General features: G+C 50.4%; 22 protein-coding genes. 3 read left to right on the forward strand and 19 right to left on the reverse strand.

Going from position 1 to position 25,366, the window contains the following annotated elements:
• Positions 1-5: 5 nt before the first annotated feature.
• The 8 genes from AB4124_RS14925 to AB4124_RS14960 form a co-directional block, all read right to left on the reverse strand.
• Positions 6-128, reverse strand: coding sequence for a hypothetical protein (locus tag AB4124_RS14925; RefSeq protein ID WP_272914355.1), 123 nt, complete (start codon positions 126-128; stop codon positions 6-8).
• A gap of 216 nt (positions 129-344) precedes the next feature.
• Positions 345-1,010 carry a response regulator gene (locus AB4124_RS14930; RefSeq protein WP_441973332.1) on the reverse strand — a complete coding sequence of 222 codons (666 nt, stop codon included), beginning with the start codon at positions 1,008-1,010 and terminating at the stop codon, positions 345-347.
• 57 nt (positions 1,011-1,067) lie between these two features.
• On the reverse strand, positions 1,068-3,470 hold the full coding sequence (locus AB4124_RS14935; RefSeq protein WP_441973333.1) for a sensor histidine kinase: 2,403 nt from the start codon (positions 3,468-3,470) through the stop codon (positions 1,068-1,070).
• 310 nt (positions 3,471-3,780) lie between these two features.
• Entirely contained in the window at positions 3,781-4,581 is an 801-nt protein-coding gene (locus tag AB4124_RS14940; RefSeq protein ID WP_441973334.1) for an ABC transporter ATP-binding protein, read from the reverse strand.
• Positions 4,568-5,578: an ABC transporter ATP-binding protein gene (locus AB4124_RS14945; protein ID WP_441973335.1), complete on the reverse strand. Its 1,011-nt coding sequence runs from the start codon at positions 5,576-5,578 to the stop codon at positions 4,568-4,570. Before AB4124_RS14945 ends, AB4124_RS14940 begins: the two co-directional genes overlap by 14 nt.
• An 8-nt stretch (positions 5,579-5,586) precedes the next feature.
• Entirely contained in the window at positions 5,587-6,423 is an 837-nt protein-coding gene (locus AB4124_RS14950) for an ABC transporter permease (RefSeq protein ID WP_076322985.1), read from the reverse strand.
• Between the two features lies 1 nt (position 6,424).
• Entirely contained in the window at positions 6,425-7,435 is a 1,011-nt protein-coding gene (locus AB4124_RS14955) for an ABC transporter permease (RefSeq protein ID WP_076322984.1), read from the reverse strand.
• A 103-nt stretch (positions 7,436-7,538) separates the two neighbouring features.
• Positions 7,539-9,362 carry an ABC transporter substrate-binding protein gene (locus AB4124_RS14960; protein ID WP_441973336.1) on the reverse strand — a complete coding sequence of 608 codons (1,824 nt, stop codon included), beginning with the start codon at positions 9,360-9,362 and terminating at the stop codon, positions 7,539-7,541.
• A gap of 194 nt (positions 9,363-9,556) precedes the next feature.
• Between AB4124_RS14960 and AB4124_RS14965 the strand changes: the two genes are divergently transcribed.
• Complete coding sequence (locus AB4124_RS14965; protein ID WP_441973564.1) at positions 9,557-10,864, forward strand: ATP-binding protein; 1,308 nt, start codon at positions 9,557-9,559, stop codon at positions 10,862-10,864.
• A 139-nt stretch (positions 10,865-11,003) separates the two neighbouring features.
• Here the strand turns inward: AB4124_RS14965 and AB4124_RS14970 are convergent, their stop codons facing one another.
• Positions 11,004-12,302 (reverse strand): alpha-glucosidase/alpha-galactosidase, encoded by a 1,299-nt coding sequence (locus tag AB4124_RS14970; protein ID WP_076322982.1) that lies wholly within the window; start codon positions 12,300-12,302, stop codon positions 11,004-11,006.
• A gap of 191 nt (positions 12,303-12,493) precedes the next feature.
• Between AB4124_RS14970 and AB4124_RS14975 the strand changes: the two genes are divergently transcribed.
• Positions 12,494-13,378, forward strand: a complete 885-nt coding sequence (locus AB4124_RS14975; protein WP_430111514.1) for an AraC family transcriptional regulator — start codon at positions 12,494-12,496, stop codon at positions 13,376-13,378.
• 95 nt (positions 13,379-13,473) lie between these two features.
• Here the strand turns inward: AB4124_RS14975 and pepT are convergent, their stop codons facing one another.
• The 10 genes from pepT to AB4124_RS15025 form a co-directional block, all read right to left on the reverse strand.
• Entirely contained in the window at positions 13,474-14,706 is a 1,233-nt protein-coding gene (pepT, locus tag AB4124_RS14980) for a peptidase T (RefSeq protein WP_441973337.1), read from the reverse strand.
• A 143-nt stretch (positions 14,707-14,849) separates the two neighbouring features.
• Positions 14,850-15,686 carry a MetQ/NlpA family ABC transporter substrate-binding protein gene (locus tag AB4124_RS14985; protein WP_339271223.1) on the reverse strand — a complete coding sequence of 279 codons (837 nt, stop codon included), beginning with the start codon at positions 15,684-15,686 and terminating at the stop codon, positions 14,850-14,852.
• Between the two features lie 54 nt (positions 15,687-15,740).
• On the reverse strand, positions 15,741-16,439 hold the full coding sequence (locus AB4124_RS14990) for a methionine ABC transporter permease (RefSeq protein WP_076322978.1): 699 nt from the start codon (positions 16,437-16,439) through the stop codon (positions 15,741-15,743).
• Positions 16,440-16,443: 4 nt separating this feature from the next.
• Complete coding sequence (locus AB4124_RS14995) at positions 16,444-17,193, reverse strand: methionine ABC transporter ATP-binding protein (protein WP_441973565.1); 750 nt, start codon at positions 17,191-17,193, stop codon at positions 16,444-16,446.
• Between the two features lie 142 nt (positions 17,194-17,335).
• On the reverse strand, positions 17,336-19,306 hold the full coding sequence (locus AB4124_RS15000) for a tetratricopeptide repeat protein (RefSeq protein WP_441973338.1): 1,971 nt from the start codon (positions 19,304-19,306) through the stop codon (positions 17,336-17,338).
• 205 nt (positions 19,307-19,511) lie between these two features.
• Positions 19,512-19,865 carry a hypothetical protein gene (locus tag AB4124_RS15005; RefSeq protein ID WP_441973339.1) on the reverse strand — a complete coding sequence of 118 codons (354 nt, stop codon included), beginning with the start codon at positions 19,863-19,865 and terminating at the stop codon, positions 19,512-19,514.
• A gap of 77 nt (positions 19,866-19,942) precedes the next feature.
• Positions 19,943-20,929 (reverse strand): ABC transporter ATP-binding protein, encoded by a 987-nt coding sequence (locus AB4124_RS15010; protein ID WP_076322975.1) that lies wholly within the window; start codon positions 20,927-20,929, stop codon positions 19,943-19,945.
• 16 nt (positions 20,930-20,945) lie between these two features.
• The gene (locus AB4124_RS15015) at positions 20,946-21,746 is read right to left on the reverse strand and encodes an ABC transporter permease (protein WP_076322974.1); all 801 of its coding nucleotides are present in this window, start codon (positions 21,744-21,746) and stop codon (positions 20,946-20,948) included.
• A complete protein-coding gene (locus AB4124_RS15020; protein ID WP_339271212.1) occupies positions 21,743-22,519 on the reverse strand; it encodes an ABC transporter permease in 777 nt (258 codons plus the stop codon). Before AB4124_RS15020 ends, AB4124_RS15015 begins: the two co-directional genes overlap by 4 nt.
• A gap of 303 nt (positions 22,520-22,822) precedes the next feature.
• Complete coding sequence (locus AB4124_RS15025; protein ID WP_441973340.1) at positions 22,823-23,734, reverse strand: LysR family transcriptional regulator; 912 nt, start codon at positions 23,732-23,734, stop codon at positions 22,823-22,825.
• A 118-nt stretch (positions 23,735-23,852) separates the two neighbouring features.
• On the opposite strand from AB4124_RS15025, the gene AB4124_RS15030 reads away from it, so the two are divergent.
• Positions 23,853-25,244, forward strand: a complete 1,392-nt coding sequence (locus tag AB4124_RS15030; RefSeq protein WP_441973341.1) for an MFS transporter — start codon at positions 23,853-23,855, stop codon at positions 25,242-25,244.
• The last annotated feature ends 122 nt before the right edge of the window (positions 25,245-25,366 follow it).

A 25,366-nucleotide genomic window follows, 5' to 3' on the forward strand; every position in this document is an offset into this window, starting at 1 on the left:
ATGAGTCACCCTCGCTTCTTCCGGCTGTTAAATTCATTCCACTCTTCTTCAAGCTGCGCCAAAACTTCCTCAATCTCTTCCGGTGACAAGAGGTCATCGACACCATATTCATATAGGTCCTTTGTCATGCCGCAGGTTACCACCCTTCCTACTTACAGACTACATCCATCCAGTAACATAAGCATATACACTTACTTACCGTTCGTAACCGAAATTCTCTTGCGTGCTCACGCAAGAATTTTGCGGATTACCTTGCGGATATTGTCGAATAATAGTGAATCTAGCTCGTGTCATGTCGAGGTAAACATACTTTATGATCTGAAACGTTAAAGAGAGCTAGCCGGTCAGCCCAGCTGAACAAAATCCGAATCCGAGAGGATTCCCATCTGCTTTGCCTTCAGTGCAGCTTCTATGCGTGACTTCACATTCAACTTTTGAAACAGATTGGTTAAGCAGTACTCCAGTGAACGCTGGCTCATGATCACCATTCCCGCAATCTCCTTGTTACTCTTTCCGCGAGCGATTTCCTTGAGAATACTATATTCTTTATCGGTTATAGACTGGGCTGCCGGCGCCCCTGCTGTCCGTTCTGGACCATTTGCGGTAACACGCCGGAGCTGCTTCACAAGTGTTAACGGCAGAACGACTTCCCCTCGCAGCGCACATCGAACAGCCGTTACCAACTGCTCTTTGCCCGACGTTTTCAAGACAAAACCAGCCAGTCCGGCCTCCATAATCAAATTAAAATGATTGCTGACTTCAAAACCCGTATAAACCAGCATCACCGCGTTCGGAACGATTTGGAGGATCTGCTTGGCCAAATCAATTCCGCTCATGCCCGGCATATGCATATCAATCAGCATTACGTCAAAATGCAACGTTCTCACCAACTCCATTGCCTGCTCCGGCGTATTCGCAAGCTTCACGAACATATCCTTTTCCTGCTCAAGCAGCACCTTGGTTCCCTCCATCACCGAGGGATGGTCATCCACTAATAAAATTTCGATCATGATCACTCATGGCTCCTTCAATCTGGTATCTTGATTACTTCACTGCCGGTGGAATGTTTACTTTGCTGTTATGGATATATAGACAGCCGTCCCACCGCTCTTCGATGAGTCGAACTGGATTTTACCGTTCATGCTTCTCACCCTTTCCTTCATGCCGCCGATCCCCATATGATTGAATTGATCCGGTTTCTGGTTCAAATCAATCCCAATCCCGTTATCTTCATAGCTAAGATTGACCTCATCACACTGAGTGGACAATCGGAGCTTTACCTCGGTCGCGTTGGAATGCTTCGTGGCATTGGCTAGCAGCTCCTGGACAATTCTGTACAGTCCGATCAAGTGATCGTCACTGATATCATCATCGAAGTTCGAGCAGTCGAACTGTATAGAATAATTGGTGCGGAGCTGGGTAAATTCAAACAATGCCTCCAGTGAACGTTCCAAACCCTCCTCCTTGAGCAGCGGGGGGCGAAGCTCGTTGCACGTAATTCGAATCTGATATATGACATCCAGAAGCCCCTGCTCGATTTCCTCCAGCTGTGGGCGAAGTTGCTCCGGCAGCTCATGATCCGATGTAATCTGATTTAATTTCCTGTACCATATAATCTGTTCCTGGAGCGCAGCATCGTGAAGATCTTGGGACAATCGCTTCCGCTCATTTTCAGATAAATGCAGCATCAGTCGCAGCAGCCACAAGGGCATGATCTGCTGGGATGAATCCAGCTTCTCCAGCTCCCTCGTCAAATCCTCAATGACGCGGAAGTTATCGTACAGGACACTTGCATAGCGCGTAATGGTCTCCAGCCATATTTTTTTGGCCTGAATCATCAGCAAGGGAACCTCTCCGCCAATGCAGACAATGCTGCTATCCCCGTTCATTTCTCCAATCTTGACAAAATATCCGTCGGACATCTCAAACAGTTTACAGAATGGAATATGCTCGGGACCGCATGTATGGATCGCATGAAGCACACCTTGCGGCAGAACTTTATGGCCCCCTTGGATTTTGATATGCAGGCTGTGGTGGTTGATCTGGATGAGGCTCACCCGATCCGTCACCAGCACCTTCTTGATTTCCCGCACGATACGGGCGTTCAATTCACTGATCTTCACCATCCCAAAAAGGTCGGAAGAGAATTGATCCAGGCTCATTTGCAGCCTAAAATAACGGTCCTCGCTCTCCCGAACTAGCCTTTCTGCCGCAATGCGCTCCCGTTCAGCCTGCTTTTGCTGCGTAACATCGCGAATAATGGTGAGCGCCGTGTTATGACCTATATAAGGAATTGGTGTCGTAATTGCCTCTATATCGATGATCGTTCCATCCAGCTGGACCAGTTTGTTCCCGGTGAGCTCCGAGGTATTCCCGCTTTCGTACACATGCTCAACCTCAGCAATCACGAACTCGACCTGATCCGAGGGGATTACGTCCTGGAGTGAAGTTCCCGCTAACTGTACGATATCCGCTATACCCAATAAGGAAAGGCCCGCGGGATTCGCATAAACATAAGAAAAATCGGAGTGCAGGAACATCGCAACAGGAGCGATATCCAGGATATGGCGGTTGATTCGGTCGCTTTCCATAAGGGCCCGTTCCGCGGATTTGCGGGCGGTGATATCCTCGAAGAAAATCTCAATCGCGTCAGATTCCGCATCATACAAGGCCGTTGTCACGACATCGACCCGCTCTCCGTCAACCCGCTTTATGGATAATTCCTCGGGAACGACCTGCCCTGATCGAATAAGCTGCATGAGCCGTTTGCGTTCCCACTCCTCGTAGGGATTCAGCACCCAGTCCCAAGGATCGGTACCCAGGATGTTCTCAGGCCCAGCCGCTCCAATGATCCGAAGTCCAGCGGGATTTACATACATCAGCTTGCGGTCCTTACAAACGGCAATGGCAATAGGAGATAGCTCTACCAGCCTGCGATACCGGTTCATGCTTTCATTGAGCGCTTGCTCCATCTTCTTGCATTCCGTAATATCATACAGCGCCTCCTCCATGCGGAAACGTGTGCTAATATCAACGGCAATACCATCTGTACGGATCATTTGCCCGGATTCATTCATCATCGGAATCATCTTCACTTGGACCCAGCGAACATCGCCCTCTGCATGAATAATCCGGAATTCAGTATGAACGGTCTCACCTTGTCGAGTTCTGTCGACCAATGATCGAAACAACGTCATATCCTCTGGATGGATCAGCTCTTCCCAGGAAAGACCGTCCGTGAAATCACGATGTGAATAACCTGTAATTTTATGAAAAGCCAAAGAAGTATTTTGGATACTCCTTGTGCCGAAATCGTATGACCAAATGCCAACATCAAGCGTAAGCAGCATATCATCAAGCAGTCGGAATCTACCTTTGGCCATATCCAAGGCCTGATGGTTTAACTTTCGCTGATATGCGCTTTTGAACAAGAAAATCCAGAATGTGATGGTGAGGGCGACTAATACCAAGATGGTTGCCCCTAAGAAGTAAATACACATGATGTTTGATGGTCTCCTTATGAAGCATACACGCAGTCACGTCAGATGCTTTGCGGTATACCGAATGCGAACTGCGGGATGAAGCAAATGGCAGCCATATCATTTATCGGCAGATCCTTCACAAATGCGAAGATCAAGTACAAAGAAATTGTGCGTAACGATTCGGAGTGTCATATCCACGAAAATAAACGAAGCATAATTGGGCTCTAAACAAAATAAAGCCCAAAGCGGCGTTTCGCTTCGGGCATTTCCATTATGACATTTCCATCGTACACATCGCTCATGCCAAATCCCACTCGGAGTGGATCTTGGGTACATCTGAAATTAACTGCTGGGTATAAGGATGCTGCGGATTCAAGATCACCTCTTCCGCTGGTCCCCGCTCCACAACTTTCCCCTGTTCCATAATATACAGCGTATCGCTTACATAATAAGCAAGCCCTACGTCATGGGTAATAAAAATAATTGTCATGTTGTTCTCATCCCGCAGCTTCAAGAGCATATCCAGTATCGTGGATCGTGAGCATGCGTCAACCATGGAGGTCGGTTCATCCGCAATCAGCAGCTTCGGATGAAGCATGAAGATCCGGGCAATCATCAGGCGCTGCATTTGCCCGCCGGACAGTTCGAACGGGTATTTATTATGCAGCTCTTCAAATTTCAGATTGACGAAGGAGCACGCTTCCTTCATTTTGCGGAATTGCTCCTCCTTCGACTGTTTATCACCCTGCAGCTTGATGCAGTCGAGCAGCAGTTTCTCGACTTTGTAGAACAGATTGAACGAAGAGAACGGGTCCTGGAAGATCGCCTGGATGTTTTTCCAATAACGCTTGCGGTCTCTGTGCCGCTTCAGTTGTCTTGGCTTGCCCATATACTCAATCGTACCGCTGCTCTCCTTCAGCAGGCCCATGATCATTTTGGCCAGTGTCGTTTTGCCGCTTCCGCTCTCGCCGACAATCGATATGATTTCGCCTTCATGGAAGGTAAAGCTGACATCCTCCACGGCGGTTGTCTTCTGCTTTCCGTAACCGAATACCTTGGTAAGATGCTCCCCCCGAATCAGGACATCATTCTTCTTCATTCGCATACCACTCCTTAAGCACACCCGGTTCTACGATGCAGCGATACATTCGATCCTCCACGGTCTGGCTCACAATCTTTCCCTTTCGGCAGGCGTCTTGCACATAGGAACAGCGATCCGCGAACCGGCAGCCCTCCGGCACGTTCTTCAAATTAGGCGGGGTCCCCGGGATGGCGGCCAGCTTAAGGCCTTTCATACCTTCCTCGGGCACAATGATGGAACCCATCAGCTTTTTTGTATACGGGTGTATCGGGTCAAAAATCATTTGCTCTGCGGTACCGCGCTCCACGATCTCCCCTGCATACATGACGATGATGTCATCCGTTACGTGATAAAGCAGCGGCAGCTCGTGCGTGATGAATACCAGAGACTGAATATAGCCCCGATCCAGCAGACTCTTCAGCAGTTTGATCACCGCTTTCTGCGAGGTTACGTCCAGCGCTGAGGTCGGTTCGTCCGCAATCAGCACTTTGGGATTCAGAATGGTGGAGATTGCGATAACCGTCCGCTGCTTCATGCCGCCTGACAGCTCGTTCGGATAGGAGTTCAGTACCTTGGTCGACAAATTCAAGGTTTCGAACCGTTCCGCCGCCATATCCCACACCTGCTTCTTGTTCAGCTCAGGGCGATGCTCCTTCATAATATCCTCGACAAAATGAATGATTTTGAGCGTAGGATTCAGGGCATTCATAGCTGCTTGCGGGATATACGAAATCTCTCTTCCGGACACCTGGGAACGGAGTTGTTCCTTGCCAAGCTTCATGATGTCCGTACCGCTTACGACAATCGAGCCGCTGCCAAAATGCAGTGGTGGAAAATAAAATCCCATCAAACTGAGCGCAAGGGTCGATTTGCCGCAGCCGGATTCACCGGCAATGCCAAGCGTCTTCCCCTTCTCAAGCGAGAAGCTCACGCCGTCTACGGCATAAACATGCTCCTTCAACCGGGTACGGTAATAGGTCTTCAATTCGTTAACTTCCAGTATATTTGTGCTCACAACACCCATCAGCTCCTAATCTTCGGATTGAATATTTCATCCATACCGGTGTTCATCATGTACAAGGAGAAGGTGATGATGGCGATGGAGATCGCCGCCGGAATGAAGGCCCACCAAGCGCCAGCAACCGGTGCTTCAAATACGAGCGCCCAGTTCATGATGATGCCAAGGGAGATCGTGTTGTACGGTCCCAGCCCCAGCATCGAGATGGAAGCCTCGGACAGAATGCCCGATGCCGTCTGCAGCACGAAGGCCATGACAACATAGGAAGCGATGTACGGCAAAATCTCCGAGATGATAATGCGCGGCGTGCTGTACCCGGATATTTTCGCGATATTCACGTGATCCCGGTTGCGGAGCGAGGATGTCTGGGCACGTACGGCCCTGGCCGTCCAGGGCCAGCTGGTAATGCCGATAATGACCGCCGTCACAAACGAGCTGCGCGAATCGATGCTTACCGAGATCAGAATGAGGATGACAAAGGAAGGAATCACGATGAAGATATTGGTGATCGCGGTCAACAGATTATCGATCATGCCTCCGATGTAGCCTGAGGCTAAACCGATCACAAGACCGATCACAGTAGCAAATACGCCGGCAATGAGGCCCACCTGCAAAGAGGTCCGAATGCCGTAGATCAGTTCCAGAAATAAATCCCTGCCGAAGTTATCCGACCCCAGCAGCAGCTTCGAATCCGGCGGCTGGTACGCCAGGGCGATCATCTCCAGCGGGTCATTGCGGTTAAAGAGCGGGTAGATCAGCACCACGCCGATCATAGCCAACAGCATGCAGGCTCCGAACATAAACTTTGGCGATTTGATCAATATGCGAAAGGAACTGTTCATATTATTGATCCTCCATCTGAGCGGCCTTGATTCTTGGATCAATCCAGCCGTAGATTAGGTCAATCGTAAAGTTGGCCAGCAGCACAGCCAGGGCGATCAAGAGGGTACAGCCCGAAATTAACGGATAATCCAGCTGACGAATCGCCGTGAACATCCAGGTTCCGATTCCCGGATAACTGAATACGATCTCACAGATCAGCGAACCGCCCACCATCGTACCGATGGATAACGCCAATCCCGTGATCTGGGGCAGCATCGCATTCCGGAATACATACCTTGCGATTTTGGAATCCCGAATCCCGAGAAGCTTGCTGTACAACACATAATCCGAATTCAGCTCATAGATGGACATCTCCCGCATGCCAATGGCTTGGCCGCCAATCGTAACCAGCACGATCGATAGAAACGGAAGCGTGTGATGCCGAAGTACGGAAGCGAAGAATTCAAAGCTGAGTGACGGCACCATCTGATAATCGTAGCCCCCATGCAGCGGAAACCAGTTCAGGGACAGGGCGAACACATACAGCATAATAATGGCTAGGGTAAAGAACGGAATGGAATTCACGAACAAGGCCACCGGGAATATCACTTTATCGAACACGCCTTTGCGGTAGGCCGCCACGGCGCCTAGCACATTGCCGATGATCCAGCCAACCAGGATGGCCGGAAGCTGGAGCCCGATCGTCCAGGGAACTGCTGAGGCCAGAATCTCCGTTACCGGTTTCGGATAGAGCCCGAATGAAGTGCCCAGGTTACCGGTCGCCAAATTCTTCAGATAGATGATGAACTGTTCCCATAAAGGCTTGTCGATTCCGAACTCAACAAGAAACGTCTCATAGACCCGTTTGATCGTATCGCTGTCGGTCATCCCCTGCGTCATCTCCGACACAATCATGCTCACCGGATTTCCCTCAATCATCCGGGGCAACAGGAAATTCAGCGTGACCGCAATCACCAGCGTCAGAAAGTACCAGAAGAACTTCTTGACGATATATTTTCCGTAAACGCTCAAGCAGCTCACCCCCAAGGATCACACCCTGAATTTGGTGGAAAAGAGACCTATATCAGGGGTGCAAATCCGCCAATATAGGTCTTGATTCATTGAGTTATATCCATCAGTTATGAATCTGATACAGCGACCTGATGCCGGCTCCATCCATCGAAATTTGAGGCGGAATGTTGCTGCCGTCCCCTTCGGTCGGGAACCCCTTCCATACAGATTCATTGACGGTGTCGAATACCCATGGACGATACATGAGCGGAATCGACGGGATCTCCTTCAACCAGATTTGGGTCAATTCGGTGTAGAGTGCTTTCAATTCAGCCTCGTCCGTGATGGTTGGAATCTTCTCGATGATGGCATCTGCTTGATCGTTCTTATACCGGCCCCAATTGTAGAATGCCATTTCGCCCATTGGCGCAACACCCTTGGAGTACATGATGGTCATGGCACGGTTCCACGGCTGGCTCGGGCTGACCCCGCCGGCAGGCGTGTTCATGATGATATCGAACTTGCCGGTCTGTAGATCATTGGTCCATACCGGCGCTTCCGGAAATTTGGTTCGAATCTCGATACCGATTGCCTTCGCGTTCTGGGCAACAATCTCAAGCGCCGCATTCCAATCCGACCAGCCGTATGGACATTCGATTTCAAACGGGCCAAGGCGTGTTCCGTTCAGCACGCGGATGCCGTCTTTCCCCTTCGCGGCGCCGATGGAATCGAGGAGTGCATTGGCCGCATCCACATCTGTTGTCCATTGGTGCGGTTTGATAGCCGCCTGGTCTACATATTTCGCTTCGGCCTCCGTATTCAGCGTCAGCGACGGCTCCATTGGAGCCGAGTAGCCGCTGATGGCCAGCTCCGAAATTTTGCCGTAATCAATCGCCATGGCGATCGCTCTTCGGACATCCGCATTGTTGAGTCCTTCCTTCGACAAGTTGAAGAAGATCGATGGCATGGAGCCTGGCACATAATACGGAGGGTCTTTGATGTAGGTTTTAACCGGAGCCCCGCCCTCCCACATTTTCCATACCTGCGGAATAAACTGCTGCGATACGTCTACCTGACCGCTCTTGAATGCCAAATCGCCCGCTGCATTGTCTTTATAGATGACATGGGTGATGTACTTTGGAGCCGGCAGCTTGCCAAAGAGTGCTTGACCCCAGTAGTTATCGTCCCGTACAATCGTGATCTTCTGATCATTGTAAAAATACATTTTGTAAGGCCCTGTTCCGATCGGGTCCTCATTGACTTCTTTACGAATGGTGGCAAGATCGTTATTGGCTTTCTTCTCGACCTCTTCCCATACATGTTTAGGCAGCATCGGCATAACCTCGATGCTGTCGAGCACCGTCAATTTGTTCGGATTGTCTTTATTTAGCTTAATGTTCACCGTTTGCGGGCCGTCTGCCGTTACGTCCTCAATATAGGTCCAGAAGCTGCTCCAATTAATGTCATACTTTTTGCCGAGCTGATAGGTATAGACGACATCATCGGAAGTAAACGGCTTGCCGTCACTCCATTTGGCATCCTTGTTCAGTTCAATCTTCAGGGTCAGATCGTCGGCCCATTCATACTTGGTACCCAGCAGCGGCTCTAACTCGCCCGTCAACTGATTGACCATAAACAAGGTTTCGTAGACGAGTTCTCTGGAGTTTCCGTAGTTAATCGGAAACGCCGGGTTTCCGCTAAGCAGGTTAAAATTCGTGGGCGCTCCCCATTGTAAACCGTTCACGTAAAGCGTTTCGTTTCTCGGCGTCGTTTTCGCGTCGCCCTGCGGTGCCGGCTCATCACTGCCTCCGGGTGTCTTTACCTCATCTTTAGGCGGCGGCGGATCTGATGCTGTCGGTGGCGGCGTTACGCTTTGGCATCCGGCGACAAAAAAAGACGCGGCCAACAATAGAATGAACATGGGTCTCAAAACTGTTTTCAGCTTCACTTGTGAACCCTCCATTCATGGAATGTGTTCGTTTCTTAAATGCTGAGTGTCTGGGTCATGTGTGCTTCGATTTCCTGCAAGCGCTTTCCTGATGGATTTATATGTTTCTCGTTTCAATCTGAGTACGAATAATTTTTGTTATTTTTATTCAACGTTCAAGGATTTTTCCAAATGGACGTCGAACTTGAATGGACATGGTTAATCTAGCGGACGATTCGATATCCTTCAAAGGGGTGGGCCTACTGCCTGTGATTAAAGATGTTTTGCTGCAGCTATTGTTTGCGTTGATGCCTTTTGTCGCATACAACATCTATTACAGAAAACTGACAGTCAACTATTCCCGCAATTTCATCATTGTCATTTGTTCGCTGTGCATGCTGTTGTCTATGACCTTTGCTTCGTCCGTCCAAAACGGGCTGATCTTTGACGTGCGGTATGTCATTATGTTCTTCGGCATGCTATTTGGAGGGTTCACGACAGGGGTAATCCTGCTTGTGGAATTTCTAATTTATCGGCTGTACATTGGCGGAGCCGGCATGATCGACGCTATCATTATTTTGATCTTCACGTACCCGTTGTCCGTTTTGCTGTCATTTCTGTACCATCGGAGCAAACACAAGCTTTGGATCATTTTCGTAGCCGGCATCAGCTTCTCGTTCATCCCGCTCACGGTGCTCTATATAACAAAACCAGACTACATCATGAATTACTTTCTTTTTAATATATTAGCTATTCCTGTTACTAACTCGCTTGGCATATGGCTGCTTGTTACCCTGTTTAACAAATCCGTATCCGACAAGGAGCTTTACCTGCGATATATCCAAAATGAAAAAGCCGAAGCCGTGAATCATGTCGCCGCATCCCTTGCCCATGAGGTCCGCAATCCGCTGACCACCGTGCTTGGATTCCTGCAATTGATTAAGAGTGGTACGTTTCCTCGGGAAAAAACCGATCGTTTTCTGGAAATCAGCATGGAGGAAATCCGCCGGACCGAGCAAATCTTGTCCGAATACCTCTCCATCAGCAAGCCTTACTTGCCGTTTCAGCAAAGAATTGAGCTCTCCGCACAGATCAAGTCTGTCGTCGAGCTCATGACGTCATATGCTAATATGAGCAACGTGACCCTCAGCGCTGACTACCCTTCGCTCCCCATCTACATTTTAGGCAGTCCGGCGGAGCTCAAACAGCTGTTGGTCAACTTTATTAAGAATGCGATTGAGGCCAGTAAAGACGTCGATAGAGGCACGGTCCACATCACCATCTATGAAGAAGCAGAGCAAGTGTCCATCGAAATCAAGGATAACGGGATCGGCATGACTCCCGAGCAATTGAGCCGTCTCGGTTCGATCTACTATTCCACCAAAATGAGCGGCACCGGACTTGGGCTCACCTTCTCCTATCAAGCCATTCGCGCCATGAATGGGAGTGTCTCGGTACGTAGCTCGCCACGATCAGGGACGGTGTTTCTCATAACGCTCCCGCGTGCGAATCTGACTCCGTAGGCGATGACGCACGAAGTCCGTTAACGAAAAAGAGAGACGCCCCTGTTGTTACCAGAGCGTCTCTCTTTTATTGTGCTTGCAGTTATACAATTTCTTTTGCTGCAAAACTTCTGTTATTTTTGCTTAAGCTGTATCAGCCTTATTGGTATTTAGGGAGCCAGTCTCCATGCGCCTCAATCAGGTCGTCGCACAGGCTCTTGATGTCATCGATGGACAACTCAGCAGCCGTATGCGGGTCGAGCATCGCTGCATGATAGATATGCTCCTTCTTGCCGGTTGCCGCCGCTTCCAGCGTTAGCAGTTGGGTATTGATATTGGTGCGGTTCAGTGCGGCACATTGCGGAGGCAGATCGCCGACATAGGTCGGGGTTACGCCGCTGGCATCGACCAGACACGGAACCTCAACGCAGGCTTCCTTCGGAAGATTCGTAATCAGCCCCGTATTCATTACGTTGCCCCCGATTTTGAACGGCACATTGGTCTCAATCGCTTCTAAAATGTAGGAGGCATATTCATGGGAACGGTTGTGCATCAGATCCTGGTTGTTGACCAGATCCTCGCGCATCGCTTTCCATCCCTCGATTTGGTTCACACAGCGACGTGGATATTCATCCAGCGGGATGTTAAAGCGCTCGATCAGCTCCGGATAGTTGCGCTTAATGAAATACGGATGGTATTCGGCGTTATGCTCGGATGACTCCGTGATGTAGTAACCGAAGTTCAGCATCATCTCGAGACGAACCATATCATGATGTTTCTCCTTCTGCTTCTCGGCCGCGCGCTTCTTAATTTCCGGATACAGGTCCACGCCATCCTTCGTTACCTCAAGCAGCCATGCCATATGGTTGATGCCAGCGATTTTAGCCTGCACGCCTTCCTTATCCATCCCCAGATTATCGAACAGATGCGGAATGCAAGCCTGTACGCTGTGGCACAGACCTACTGTTTGCACACCGCCCAGCGTGTTCATGGCATTGGTCAGCACCGCCATCGGGTTCGTATAATTCAAGAACAGCGCCTGTGGACAAACTTCCCTCATATCGGCCGCAAAATCCAGCATGGCCGGGATGGTACGGAGATTACGGAAAATCCCACCAATCCCCACGGTATCCGCAATCGTCTGTCTGAGTCCATACTTCTTCGGAATTTCAAAATCCGTAATCGTACACGGATCGTATCCTCCGACCTGGATAGCATTGATGACATATTTTGCTCCGCGAAGGGCTTCCTTGCGATCACTGTATGATTTGACGACACAGGTGCTGCCGCTGGTTTTCTTAATATTATTCAGCATGTTCTCCGAGTCTTTCAATCGGATCGGGTCAATATCATACAAAGCAAGTTCAAATCCCTGCAAAGCCGGTGTCTGCATGCAATCCCCCAGAACGTTCTTAGCAAATACGGTACTTCCTGCTCCGATAAATGTAATCTTAGACATCAATAAATTCCCTCCCTAAACTCCATGAATTAATACGCTTTCACAAGACTAACTATATGATAATTGGTCTTTTTTGAATATGGAGCAAAACAAGGGCGATATGGACATTTGTTGTATCATTAGGTAAGCTAACCCTAACACAGCATCCATTTCATCGATTGATATCGCACATGTTTAAGGAGGGCTAACGCATGTCCATTTTGCCGGACCATACACTGTACACGATTGGTATGAATCCTTCGCCTGGCGGTCATGATCTGAACATCCTGTTCAGCGGTGAGGGGACTCCCGTACCGCGCCACAAAATCGGTCCGATCATTCATGATTACTGCCTCATTCATACCGTCTTGACAGGCCAAGGCATATTTGAATGTGCCGGCATCGTACATCATTGCCAGGCAGGCGATACCTTCGTGATCCTTCCCGGTGTTCTTTTCAGCTATGAAGCTGATGATCGGAATCCCTGGCACTATAACTGGGTAGCTTTACAAGAAAAAGGCACCAAGATGCTGCTGGCCGACATGGGTGTTACGCCGGCTAAACCAATTATCCACTGTACGGATGAAGCTGAGTTAAGCTCCCTGGTCGAGATGTACCGTCATCTCCGTCTGGGCTTTAACCGATCGGATCACCCTTGGCTTGAGGATCTCCAGGCTTCCGGATGGCTCCGATTGCTGCTCCATAAGCTGGCGATGTTAAACCGTGAGCATCTTCCGTCGAACTCCAATGACGTGCCTGATATCGAGCGAGGCGTAAGGCAGACCGAGCGCTGGATCTCGACCCAGTATCACCAACAGCTGTCCATTGATCAGATGGCCAAGACACTTGGTTATCACCGGGCACATCTGTCCAAAATGTTCAAACAGCATACTGGCCTGTCACCCATGCAGTATCTCATGAAGGTACGTATCGAAAAAGCCAAGTCGCTCATGAAATCCTCCTTCTCCATTCATGAGATTGCCTCCTCTGTCGGTTTCAATGATGCACTCTATTTCTCCAAGCAGTTCCGCAAATGGACAGGCATGACCCCAAGCGAGTTTAAATACAGTCTGGAGAAAAGCTCTAATAAAGCATGATTTATATACGGGCAAGGACGTAGTGTGGGTCGAACAAGAGCAGACGAAAAAGCCGCCGGCACTCCTGCCGGCAGCTCTTTTTGAAACGATTTAACTTAAGCCCGCGCCTCATACAGCTGCACGATCTCAATAATTGTTTGAACGGCCAATACCATATTGTCGGCGGATACATACTCATACCGCCCGTGGTAGTTCTCCCCGCCCGTGAAAATATTGGGTGTCGGCAGGCCCATGTACGACAGTTGAGAACCGTCGGTGCCCCCACGAATCGGCTCGATAATCGGCGTGATTCCCAGCTTCTCCATGGCTGTCTGGGCGATGTCAACCACTTCTTTGACCGGCTCGATTTTTTCGCGCATATTGTAATATTGATCTTTCATCTGAAGGATGATCCGCTCGGCTCCATACTTGTTTTGAAGCTCTTCAACGATGGAGGCCAGCTTGGCCTTTCTTCCTTCGAACAGCTCCCAGTCATGATCGCGGATAATATAACGGAGCTCGGTCAGCTCCACATCGCCCTCAATGGAGGAGAGATGATAGAAGCCTTCATACCCTTCCGTATGCTCAGGCGCTTCTTCCGCAGGGAGCAAGCTGTTCAGCTCCATGGCGATTTTCGCCGCGTTGACCATTTTACCTTTGGCCGTTCCGGGATGGACATTCTTCCCTTTGCAGGTGACAAGCGCCGCTGCCGCATTAAAGCTTTCGTATTGAAGCTCCCCGAGCGGTCCGCCATCCATCGTATACGCATACTTGGCCCCAAAGGCCTCCACGTCGAATTTGTGCGGTCCTCTCCCGATCTCCTCGTCCGGCGTAAAAGCAACCCGGATTTTACCATGCTTCAGTTCCGGGTGTTGAATCAAATACGCCATCGCCGTCATAATCTCGGCAATTCCCGCTTTATCGTCAGCTCCAAGCAAGGTGGTGCCATCCGTTGTTATGAGTGTATGCCCCTTGTAGCCATTCAGCTCCGGAAAATCCCGCGGGGAGAGCACCACATTCTGCGCCCTGTTCAGAATGATGTCTTGTCCGTCATATTGTTCGACGATCTGCGGCTTGACACCGGCACCCGTAAAATCGGTAGCCGTATCGATATGTGCCAAAAAGCCGATGGTCGGGATTGGTTTATCCGAGTTTGCCGGAAGTGTAGCCATCACATAACCATTCTCATCCATCGTTACGTCCTGCATACCAATTTCCTTCAGCTCGTCCACCAGCAGCTGACCCAGCGTCAGCTGTCCCGGTGTCGAAGGGCAGGTATTACTGTTCTCGTCTGACTGCGTATCCACTTGTGCATAGGTAATGAGTCTGTCGATTACTTCTTTTTTCATAAATTCTCAACTCCAATACGTATGGGTATGTAAGATGCACCTCTCAAATCCATCAAGAGTATACCATATTTGGCCGCGAGCAAAAAAATAACCGTTCCCCAAAACCTCGAAGAACGGTTATTGCGAACCCTAAAATTCGCGCTTTATTCAAAAGCCGGCAGCACACTCTCGGAATAGTTATCCTCGAAGAACTTCTTCACTTCCGGGCTGGTCATCGCCTTCGCAAGCTTCTGGATAGGCTCGGAATCCACATTATCTTTACGAGCCACCAGGGTAATGGTGAAATCGGAGTCGTTGCCTTCGGTTACGAGAGCATCTTTCTTAGGGGTAAGCCCCAGCGGTTTCGCGTATGCTGGCGTCATGGCAACCATATCGACGTCGTCGAGCGTACGGGCCAGCATGAGCAGATCAACCTCGGTGAACTTGTATTGGTGCGGATTCTCCACAATATCCGCCTGCGTCGCTTTAATGCCAACGCCTTCCTTCAGCTTAATCAGGCCGTTCTTCTCGAACATCACCAGCGATCGGCCGATGTTGGAAGGGTCGTTAGCAATCGCGATCGTCGCACCGTCCGGAAGCTCTTCGATGGTCTTATATTTTTTGGAGTAAGCCCCAAAAACGGCATTATAGATCGGCGTGACAGGAACCAATTCCGAGCCGTTGTTCGCATTGTACTCTTCCATGTACGGCACATGCTGGAAAAAGTTTGCATCTACCTCTTTATGAGCCAGCGCATTGTTCGGCTGCACGTTATCGGACAGGATCCGGATATCCAGATTGATGCCTTCCTCCTTCAGCATTGGTTTCACCAGGTCAAGCACCTCGGTCATTGGCGGAATGAGCGTTGCGACTTTTAGCGTCACTTCTTCTTTCGCTTCGGGCGCCGCGTTCTCCGGGGTTTCGTCCTTGGCAGATTGCTGTCCGCAGCCTGCCAGCACCAGCAAGAGGGTCAGCATCAGCAGCATTAATTTCTTATTCATCGTAGGTTACCTCCAGGTAAAATATAGTCTGTGTACATGCGTTCAAAAACATAATTAAACTTTTCTCTTATCCAGCAATCTGGATGCCAGGTTCCCGCCGAACTGAATCGACTGTACCAGAATGATCATAATGATGATCGTAAAGGACATAAGCTCTCCCTCAAATCGCTGGTACCCGTAGCGGATCGCGAAATCCCCGACGCCGCCCCCGCCCACGATTCCCATCACCGTGGAGTACGAGATAAAGCTGATCGTGGATGTTGTCAGCCCGAGCACAAGGCCCGATCGGGCCTCCACATACAGGAATTTGTATATCATCTGAAGTGTGGATGCCCCCATGGAAGCGGCAGCCTCCATCACTTCCTTCGGCACCTCCAGCAAGGATTGCTCAACCAGTCTTGAATAGTAAGCCACCGCAACGACGGATAAAGGCACGGCAGCAGCCAGCGTCCCGAGGGATGTGCCGACAATCCACCTCGTGACCGGAATCATAATGACAACCAGAAGCAGGAACGGGAAGGAGCGTATGACGTTAACCAGGGCATTCAGAATGGAGAATAGCAGGCGATTCTCATACTGCTGGCCTTTTCGGCACAAAAATAGAAGTGTTCCGACCGGAAGACCCAGTATTATGGCGGCAGCAATCGATATGCCCACCATGATGAACGTCTCGCCAATCGCCCGCCATATTTCATTCTGATATTGCAGAACATAGGCAAAATAATCACTCAAATATGAAATGATGTCATTCATGGAACTAACAATCCCCCACTTTCCCTGCACCGTCCGTTGAAGATTCTGAACCCCGAGAAGCCTCTCCATCGCTTAGCTGATTACGGTACGTCCTGCTCAGACGCCCGTTCTCCATTACGGATACATGGTCGCAAATGCCGTTCACCACGTCCATCTCGTGGGAAACGATCACGATGGTTACCCCCAGCGTTCGGTTGATATGCCGGAGCACCTCCAGAATGTCCGCAGTTGTCTGCGGATCCAGGGATGAGGTCGGCTCATCGCACAATAGGACGGTCGGCGAATTGGCTAACGCTCTGGCAATCGCTACCCGCTGCTTCTGCCCGCCGCTTAGCTGAGCGGGATACGACTTCGCTTTATCCTCAAGCCCAACAAAACGCAGGACCTCCTGGACACGCTTCGCCCGCTGGGTCTTCGGTACCTTCGCCAGCTCAAGCGGCATCGACACATTGCCCCATACCGTCCGGTTGCTGACCAGCTGGAATAGCTGAAAGATCATGCCAATCGATCTTCTTGCCTCCCGAAGCTTCCTGCCGCCAAGCGAAGTCAGCTCGTGACCATTTACCACAACTCGGCCGGAATCCGGTCGCTCCAGTACATTCATGAGGCGCAGCAGCGTCGATTTCCCGGCTCCGCTCGTGCCGATGATTCCGTGTATGCTTCCCTTCTCAATATGAAGAGAGACAGTGTCTATCGCCTGATAACGGTCACCGCCGCTGCCAAAGCTTTTACTGACCTCTTGCAGTGAGATCATCATAATCCCCCTCCTTGCACATGAAGAAAGCCCGCTTGGCTATACAGCCTGCGAGCATGTTATGCTGCAACAACTATTGAATCATACCACAATTTTGGACAAAATGTGACACCACTTATTCGCTGCCAGAAAGTGCAAGTTCTCAGGACAAATAAAGCTGATGCCCATACATTCCCGTTAACCGTTCTACCGCCTTATTCAGCAAACTCTCCTCAAAGCCCTCCAAGCCTTCGATGGCTTGGATTTTATCCGCTGGTGACATCTCCTTCTGAAGATGCAAGCTCCAGTTCACGATGGCCTGTACGGCATCCTCATGCTCGAACTGGCCGTAATAGATATGTGCTTTGTACAGATAACTGTCGGCATGCTCGGGAACCAGCTTCAATACCTCGTCAAAAGCAGCCAATGCCGCATCCTCATCCTGATCCTTGTAATAGATCTGTCCCAGTCTGAAATAAGCGCCCGGATGACCCGGCGAAAGCTCCAGCACTTGCAGCGTATCTTCCTTCGCCTGTGCGTAATCCGCCATCGTATAATAGATTCCACTTCGCAGGCTGTACAGGCTGCCTTGCCCCGGGTTCAAGCTGAGCCCTTGAGCGCAGTCCGCTAATCCCCGTTCCAGCTGTCCGGTCTCCACAAAGCAAACGGCACGAAACTCGTAAAATCTCGGATTCGACGGGTGCGCCTGAATCGCCTGGGAATAAGCGTCGATAGCGAGGTCCCACATACCCATCTCCTTATATATATGACCACTGGCCGCCAGATAAGTCGGATGCTCGGAGAAGGACTCCTCCTGCTTAACCGCTTCCTGCAGCTCAAGCAGCGCTTCCTCGTTGCGTCCTTGAAGATAGAGCACATAACTCAGCTTGTTGCGGATTTCAGTCCCATCCTGAAGAGCGGCTGCTTCCTTCAAAGCTTGCTCCGCGGATGGCAGATCATTCATCTCCATATAAATATCGGCGCGCTGTACATAGTTGGGGGCATCATCATTCTCAAGCTTAAGCAGCTTGTCATTAATCGCGAGCGCCTCCTCCTGACGACCCAGCCGGTAGTAACAATCGGCCATCCAATAACAGGCCAGCGGGGAGTCCGGCTGTCTTGCATACAGTTTCGAAATCAGCTCGTAGGCTTGCTCTTCCAGGCCATCCTCGCGATAGATCCGAGCCAAGTCGAAATACGCACGGTAATCGTCCGGCTCCGCTTCAATGGCCCACTCCAAATCCGCTTTGGCTGCATTTTTGTTATCAGACCGGTTGAAGACCTCCGCTCTCTTTAAGTAAAGCTCGTATGAATCCGGATACATCTCGATGGCCTCCGATAAATAGTGTTCGGCCTGTCCCATGTCCCCAAGCTGCACGTACAGGTCCGCCATGGGCTTCCGAAAGGAATACGCCTCCCGCACTTGCCGCTGAAACGTCTGAAATGCGCCATAGCTGTAATTGGTGCTGTCTGCGAACAACGCATATCCGCCATCCGCTTCCGCCTCATACCGATCAGCCAGCTGGATCCCCTCCTGCAGCACACCCACGGCTTCCTGCACATGATCCATCAGATCCAGGGATACGGACAGCATGTAATAATACATCGGGATGGCGCGTTCCGGCTTCTCGATGCTTAAGCGAAAATAGTGCGCCGCCTCCGCCGGGTTGCCGCTCTCATAAAAGGTCATGCCCAGCTCATAGTAAGTCGAAATAACCGTGCTGTCGTCCTCTCTCTTGATGCTTTCCTTCAGATCCCGGATCGCCTCATCATACTGGTTCAAATCCTTGTGGGCAATCCCCCGGGTATACCAATTCATATAATTGTCGGCATTCAATCGAATCGCTTCATTTAGATCCTCAATGGCCTCGCGCTCCCGGTTCAGCTCACGCAAAATATGAGCGCGCCGCTCATAAGCGCGATGGCTTCCGCTCGTATCGATCACGCGCCCCAAATAAGCTACGGCCTCTTCCGAATGGCCGCTGTTGTGCAGCAGTTCCGCATAGTGCAGCTTATCATTGAAACTGGTAATGGCACTTTCGCCTTTTCTCATATATTTAAGGGCTTGTTCAAAATCCCGCTTCTTCCTGTAATGGTTACCGATACGGAACCAGATCCGCTTCATCAACTTCATGGTGGCTCATCCTTTGTATGTAGATGTTATTCTTGGGCTCGTATAATTAGAGCAGAGGACTCCTTCCTCTCATCTCTATATTATACTTCCTCTATGTCCATTTGCACCCAAATTAAAGAGGAACCCTGCAGGCTCCTCTTTAGGTGTGTATCCTATTATATTGTACGAGGTTACCAAAAATGTCCAATCAAAAGGAATACATGCGTTATTTAGTGAAATGATTTGCTTTATTCTGCTTACGGACTTTTCCAGCATAGTATGCTGCTGCACCCAATGAAATTCCCCAGATCAGAAAGAGTGCGTACCAGAAGTATCCCCACACCGCCATGGGGCTTGCATCTTGAGTGGCATACATGGGGGCCGACTGAACTCGGCCAACCGCTAACAAATACTGCATGACGAAGTAAGTAAATCCCCATAATGACAACAAAACAGAACCGATGGCAGCAGGTATAATTAGCAACCATTTCGGTAAGCGTAACCCCCACGGTCTGGCGAAAGCAAGCGCGAATACGGCTGCCAATAAGGCCAGGGTACCCATTCCCCAGTAACCGATCACGTGCGTCCAAAATTCATCAGGCGCTTCACTTGAAGTTTAAGTCGTTTAAATATGCGGTGGAGCCTGCGCGACTTTGTTCAGTACACCTTATGAATCACATCTTCGAAATCGGGATCTTCCATATCGATATCATCCAGCTCGCCCCAGCGGCCCAGCTCTTTAAAAATATCAAGCGTGTTCATCTCGCGGCGGTTCACCTCAATGGTGACGGTGTTATCCAGCGTGCTTGTCACCCGAATTGGGACGGAAAGATCGCCTTCGCGTAAAGATTGATCGGGAATAACAAAAGGACCGCGGAAAGTGACGGTGATCACGGTAGGCAGCCCGATGGTGTCGCGTAAAGACTGTACCGTTCCATCATAAGACAGCTCGCCGTTGTTAATGACCATCACCCGATTGCACAGCTGTTCGATATCATCCATGTCATGCGTCGTGAGCAGTATGGTCTTGCCGAATTGCTCGTTGATCAGCTTAAGAAAATGGCGGATGTTCCGCTTGGCGTTCACGTCCAGGCCGATCGTCGGCTCATCCAGGAACAGCACGTCCGGATCATGCAGCATCGCGGCGGCGAGGTCGGCGCGCATGCGCTGCCCGAGCGACAGCTTACGCACAGGCGTTTCCCAGAACGCCTGTAAATCCAGCAGTTCGGCAAACTGACCGAGCCTGCGCTCCTTGTCCGTCTGATCCACGCTGTACATTTTAGCCAAAATATCGTAGGAATCCTTCACCGGCAAATCCCACCACAGCTGGCTCCGTTGACCGAATACGACGCCCAGATTGTTCACGACGCTGCGCCGTTCCTTGTGCGGATTCATGCCTCCGATGGATACATGACCCGAGGTCGGGTGGAGAATGCCGGTCAGCATTTTGATGGTTGTGGATTTCCCGGCCCCATTTGGTCCGATGTAACCGACGAATTCCCCCTGCTCCACTTGAAAGCTGATTCCCTTCACGGCTTCCTTCGTCCGGTATTCTCTCGTAAACAGGGTTCGCACACCGGAAAAGCGCCCCTCCTTCACAACCGGCGTTTTGAATTCCTTGCGTATGTTGTGGACTTCAATCATTGACGCGTTCCTCCTTTTAGCTCCCTGTACTTTGATATTTGGTCAAACCAAACTGCCAGAATTTCAGACTTAAGTAGAGGCATACCAGAGCCGCTCCAGCCAACGCAGGCAGCACCCAGGCTCCGAGCTCGCCCCGCAGTATGTATAATGACGGGATGTAATTAACTAAACCGACCGGAACCACGATCAGCAGGATCGACGACATCCATTTGGGATACAGCGTGAGCGGATACTGGGCTGCTGTCCGGGCAGCGTCCTCCGTAATATTTTGAAGTTCGGTGATTCGGGTCGTCCAAAAACCGAACGTTGCGGTAGCGAGTCCGATTGAGAACAGGATGACGGCCCCCGTGACGATAATATAAAGCGATTGCGGCACCGCGCTCCATCCAACTTGCCCTGCCGCCATCATGCCATGCAGCGACCACCAGAGCAGAAAACCGCCCTGCAGCACTTCCCCCAGCATAATCCGGAATTTCTGCGGCATGAGCGCCAGCAGTACCGGCATGGGACGGGTCAGCAGCTGATCAAGCTCACCGTTAACCAGGTAGTGTTCAAGATGGTGCACTTCATCCGCAAACGTCCGGTAGAGCGTCTTCGATAAGGTCATAACTGCAAACAAATACCCGATTTCATGCATGGACCATCCCTGGATGGCCCCAAACTTGTAGAGCACGATAGCGACCATAAGGAATTCGGAAATTTGAATCAAGGCGGCGAGAAACGAAGCCAGGATAAAATTAAATTTGTACTGCATGCGGCTTTTGATGCTGGTACGGATCAGAAGCGCGTACAGAGATAGCCAGGATCTTGTGGTCATCCTCCTTGCACCTCCACTTTCCGTCTTAGGAAGTCTGTTGCCAGAAGGCTAGCCAGCGTGAGCAGCACGCACCATAGAAGCGTACCCCATAGATAGGAAACGTCATCAAAACCCAGATAAATTCGAGTCGGCACATAGAGCAGATAAGGATACGGCGACCACCAGGCCAGCGTCTGAAGCCAGCCTGGCAGCCATTCAATCGGAATGAAGAAGCCTGCAAGCAAATTGATCATCGCATGGTTGCCCCAATACAACCAAGACGATTCCGTTGTCCATAATGCGGATGCGCCGATGAGATAGTTGATGCAGATCGATAAGTAGGCGGCACCTGCAAGCGCAATAGCAACATAGAGGAAGGTAGATGCTTTTCCGGGTAAATGCAGCGAGAAGGCAAAGTAATACACCAGGTAGATCGGGATTGATTTGTAAACGAATTGGTAGGCGATTTGCCCCCATTCCTTGGCCATCAAATGACTGAACAAGTGAACGGGACGCATCAAATCCAGAGAAATATGGCCGGTTCGCACGGCTTGGGGAATACCGAGGCCATTCGTGACGAAACTGGAAACCCAGAGCGCAGCTTGCGTAAAGGCGATATAACCGACCATTCCCTGCGTTCCGTAATCTCCGAGCGCGTAGTCTGCACCGAGACCGATCCAGATACAGGCATACATGAAGCCGAACATCGCGCTGGCGATATTGTGCACCATGTGTGCGCCGCGGTACTGCAAATTGCGGGCATAGGCTTTGGAAGCCAATGTAAAATAAAGCATGAAGCACCTCCGATAAGCATTTTAGATGGCAGACCCATCCACTTCAGACAAGGCGAAAATGAGAGAAGGACAATAGCATACCAGAACGTTCCATTTCAGGCAAGACTTTTTTCGGAAGGTAAATCGTGAAGGGATTCGGCGTACAAAAAGGTCAACCAGAAGATTCTGGCTAACCTGATAGTACGAAAGAAGCCTTCTTCTCCCAGGCCAGTTTCGAAAGAAACCACCAAGGGAGTTTGAAGACTTCGTTGTTGGAGCATGAAATTGCTCCGACGTCATCATCATATACGCTGGTACACGTTGTCAGATCACGTCCCTATGCTTCATCGGCCCCTGAAACTCGCCGAAATACTCTATCAGGAAGGACTGGAACTCCCTGGCTGCCTTAGACAGATATCGCCGCTCCAGCCAAGCTACGGTGAAGGTGCGGTAGCAGGAAGGCTTCTCGATGCGCACCATCGCGAAGGACGGCTGTTCATCCCCTTTGCAACCGGGTACAAATGCCGCCCCAAGTCCGGCGGATACGAGGCTGGCCAAAGCTGCAGGTTCATCCACTTCACAGACGACATTCCGGCTGATCCCGGCCAAACGGCAGAACTCCTCGTTCATTTTTCGAAACGGGTGGCCTGCTTTGTATTCGATGAATGCTTCCCCCGCTACCTCCTGAAGGGTTATGTTGGTCCGTCCAGCCAATCGATGACCGTGAGGCACCGCCAAGAACACCTCGGCATGGAGGACCGGGATCTCCCGAATATTGTCTTCATCCAATGCTGCTGCGGTAAAGCATAGATCGACCTCTCCGTTCTCCAACAACTGAACCATCTCCATCATCGAGTCGGGCGCAATCTGGACAATGCGGAAATTCACTTCAGGATACCGTGTGCGGAAAGCACCCAGTGCTCTGGACAGCCGGCTTAGCGCCGTCGTTGCAATACGTATGCTTCCCCTCTCCATACCTGCCAAATCCGACACCTCTCTCTTGCCTTCCTCAATGGCCGAAAGTGCCGTATCTACGCTTTTCAAAAAAGCCTTTCCGAATGAATTGAGCTTGATTTGGCGATTCTGCCGATCAAACAGTTGTACTCCCAAATCTTCCTCCAACCGGGCAATCGTCTTGCTGAGCGCAGGCTGGGCAATTCGAAGTTCCTTCGCAGCTTTGGTCATATGCTCCATTCTAGCCACCGTCTGAAAATAATGCAGCTGAAGCAGTTCCACGGTATCTTCCTCCTTTATTGATAACCTAAAGTATATGAATGCATGTCATAATATATATTTTTATTTATTAACTATCGATTGTAGAATAAATCGTAACCAAAGGAAAGGGGGAAATAACATGAACGAACATCAGCAACAACCACCATCGGCTGAAAAATTAATACGCATTCTGGCTTTTACAATGATTCTCTCATCGATGAGCGCAACCATGTTTAATATCGTACTTCCGGAAATCAGCAAGCAATTCCAGCTTTCCTTTGCCCAAGTCAGTTGGGTATCTTCGATTTACATGCTGATATATGCCATAGGCTCTGTCATATACGGAAAATTGGCTGACACCTATAAACTCAAAAATCTGCTCACCTTCGGTTTGCTCCTCTTCTTTGTCGGTTCCATTACAGGCTTATCGGCACAAGCCTACTGGATGGTCCTGCTGGGCCGGATACTTCAGGCTGCGGGGGCAGCCGTCATTCCGGCAACAGCCATGATCATACCCGTCCGTTACTTCCCGGCAGAAAGCCGTGGCCGCGCGCTTGGCATAACCGCTACCGGACTCGCGATCGGAAGCGCAATTGGGCCGGTGGTCTCGGCTTTGATCGTCAGTGTGTTTCACTGGAGATGGCTCTTCTTCATCCCGGTGTTGATCCTCGTCACCTTGCCCTTGTACCGCAAATATTTGGGCAATGAACAAGGCCAGGGGGGACGGATCGATTGGCTCGGTGGCGGTCTTCTGGCAGGGACGGTTGCGCTGCTGCTCCTTGCGGTGACACAGGGAAGCTGGATATATGGTTTAGGCAGCTTCATGCTGTTCCTGTTATTCCTCCTGCGCATTCGATCGGCTAAAGAGCCTTTTGTTCAGCCACGTTTATTCAGCAACAAAAGCTACTCAGTCGGACTAATGCTCGCCATATTCATCGTGAGTGTCGGTTACGCCCTGCCCTTTCTAACTCCACAGCTGTTGGCGAATATTAACGGTTTGGCTCCGGGGTGGATCGGATTTGTCATGGTGCCGGGAGCCATCGTCACGGCCATGCTTGGCGGAAGAGGCGGTAAGCTCGCGGATACCAAGGGAACACGTTATCTATTCTATATAGCGTCCACCCTGCTTCTGGTCTGTTTCGCTCTGTTGTCCACCTTCGCGGGCATATCGCCATTCCTCATTGCGCTGTTTCTGATCTTCGGCAATGTGGGGCAAATGTTTATGCAAATCTCGCTCTCCAAGACGATTTCCTTGTCGCTGCCCAAAGAACAAACCGGCGTCGGTATGGGATTGTTCTCTCTGCTCAACTTCCTGTCAGGTGCGATCGCCACAGGGGTATACGGCAAAGCCGTCGATCTTGGCGCAGGAAGTTCCTGGAATCCGCTGAATCTGTTCCAGGGAGCCTCCACCTACAGCAACATCTATATCGTCCTGTTTGCCTTACAAGCTGGAGTTCTCCTGCTGTTTATGCTGCAATTTGGCAGAGCGGGACAGCGTAAGCTGCAGGTTCAAACCCCAGTTTCTAAGTAAGGAGAGAACAACAGATTAACCAGGTCAATAGAAAAACCACCGGAGTAACAATAGGCTTCTTCAAGCCTCTCCGGTGGTTTTGATTCTATTTTAATGCGTGTTCCAATATGGCATGATGCCCT

The organism is Paenibacillus sp. 2KB_20 (assembly GCF_052115765.1).
In the GTDB taxonomy this organism is placed as follows: domain Bacteria; phylum Bacillota; class Bacilli; order Paenibacillales; family Paenibacillaceae; genus Paenibacillus_AQ.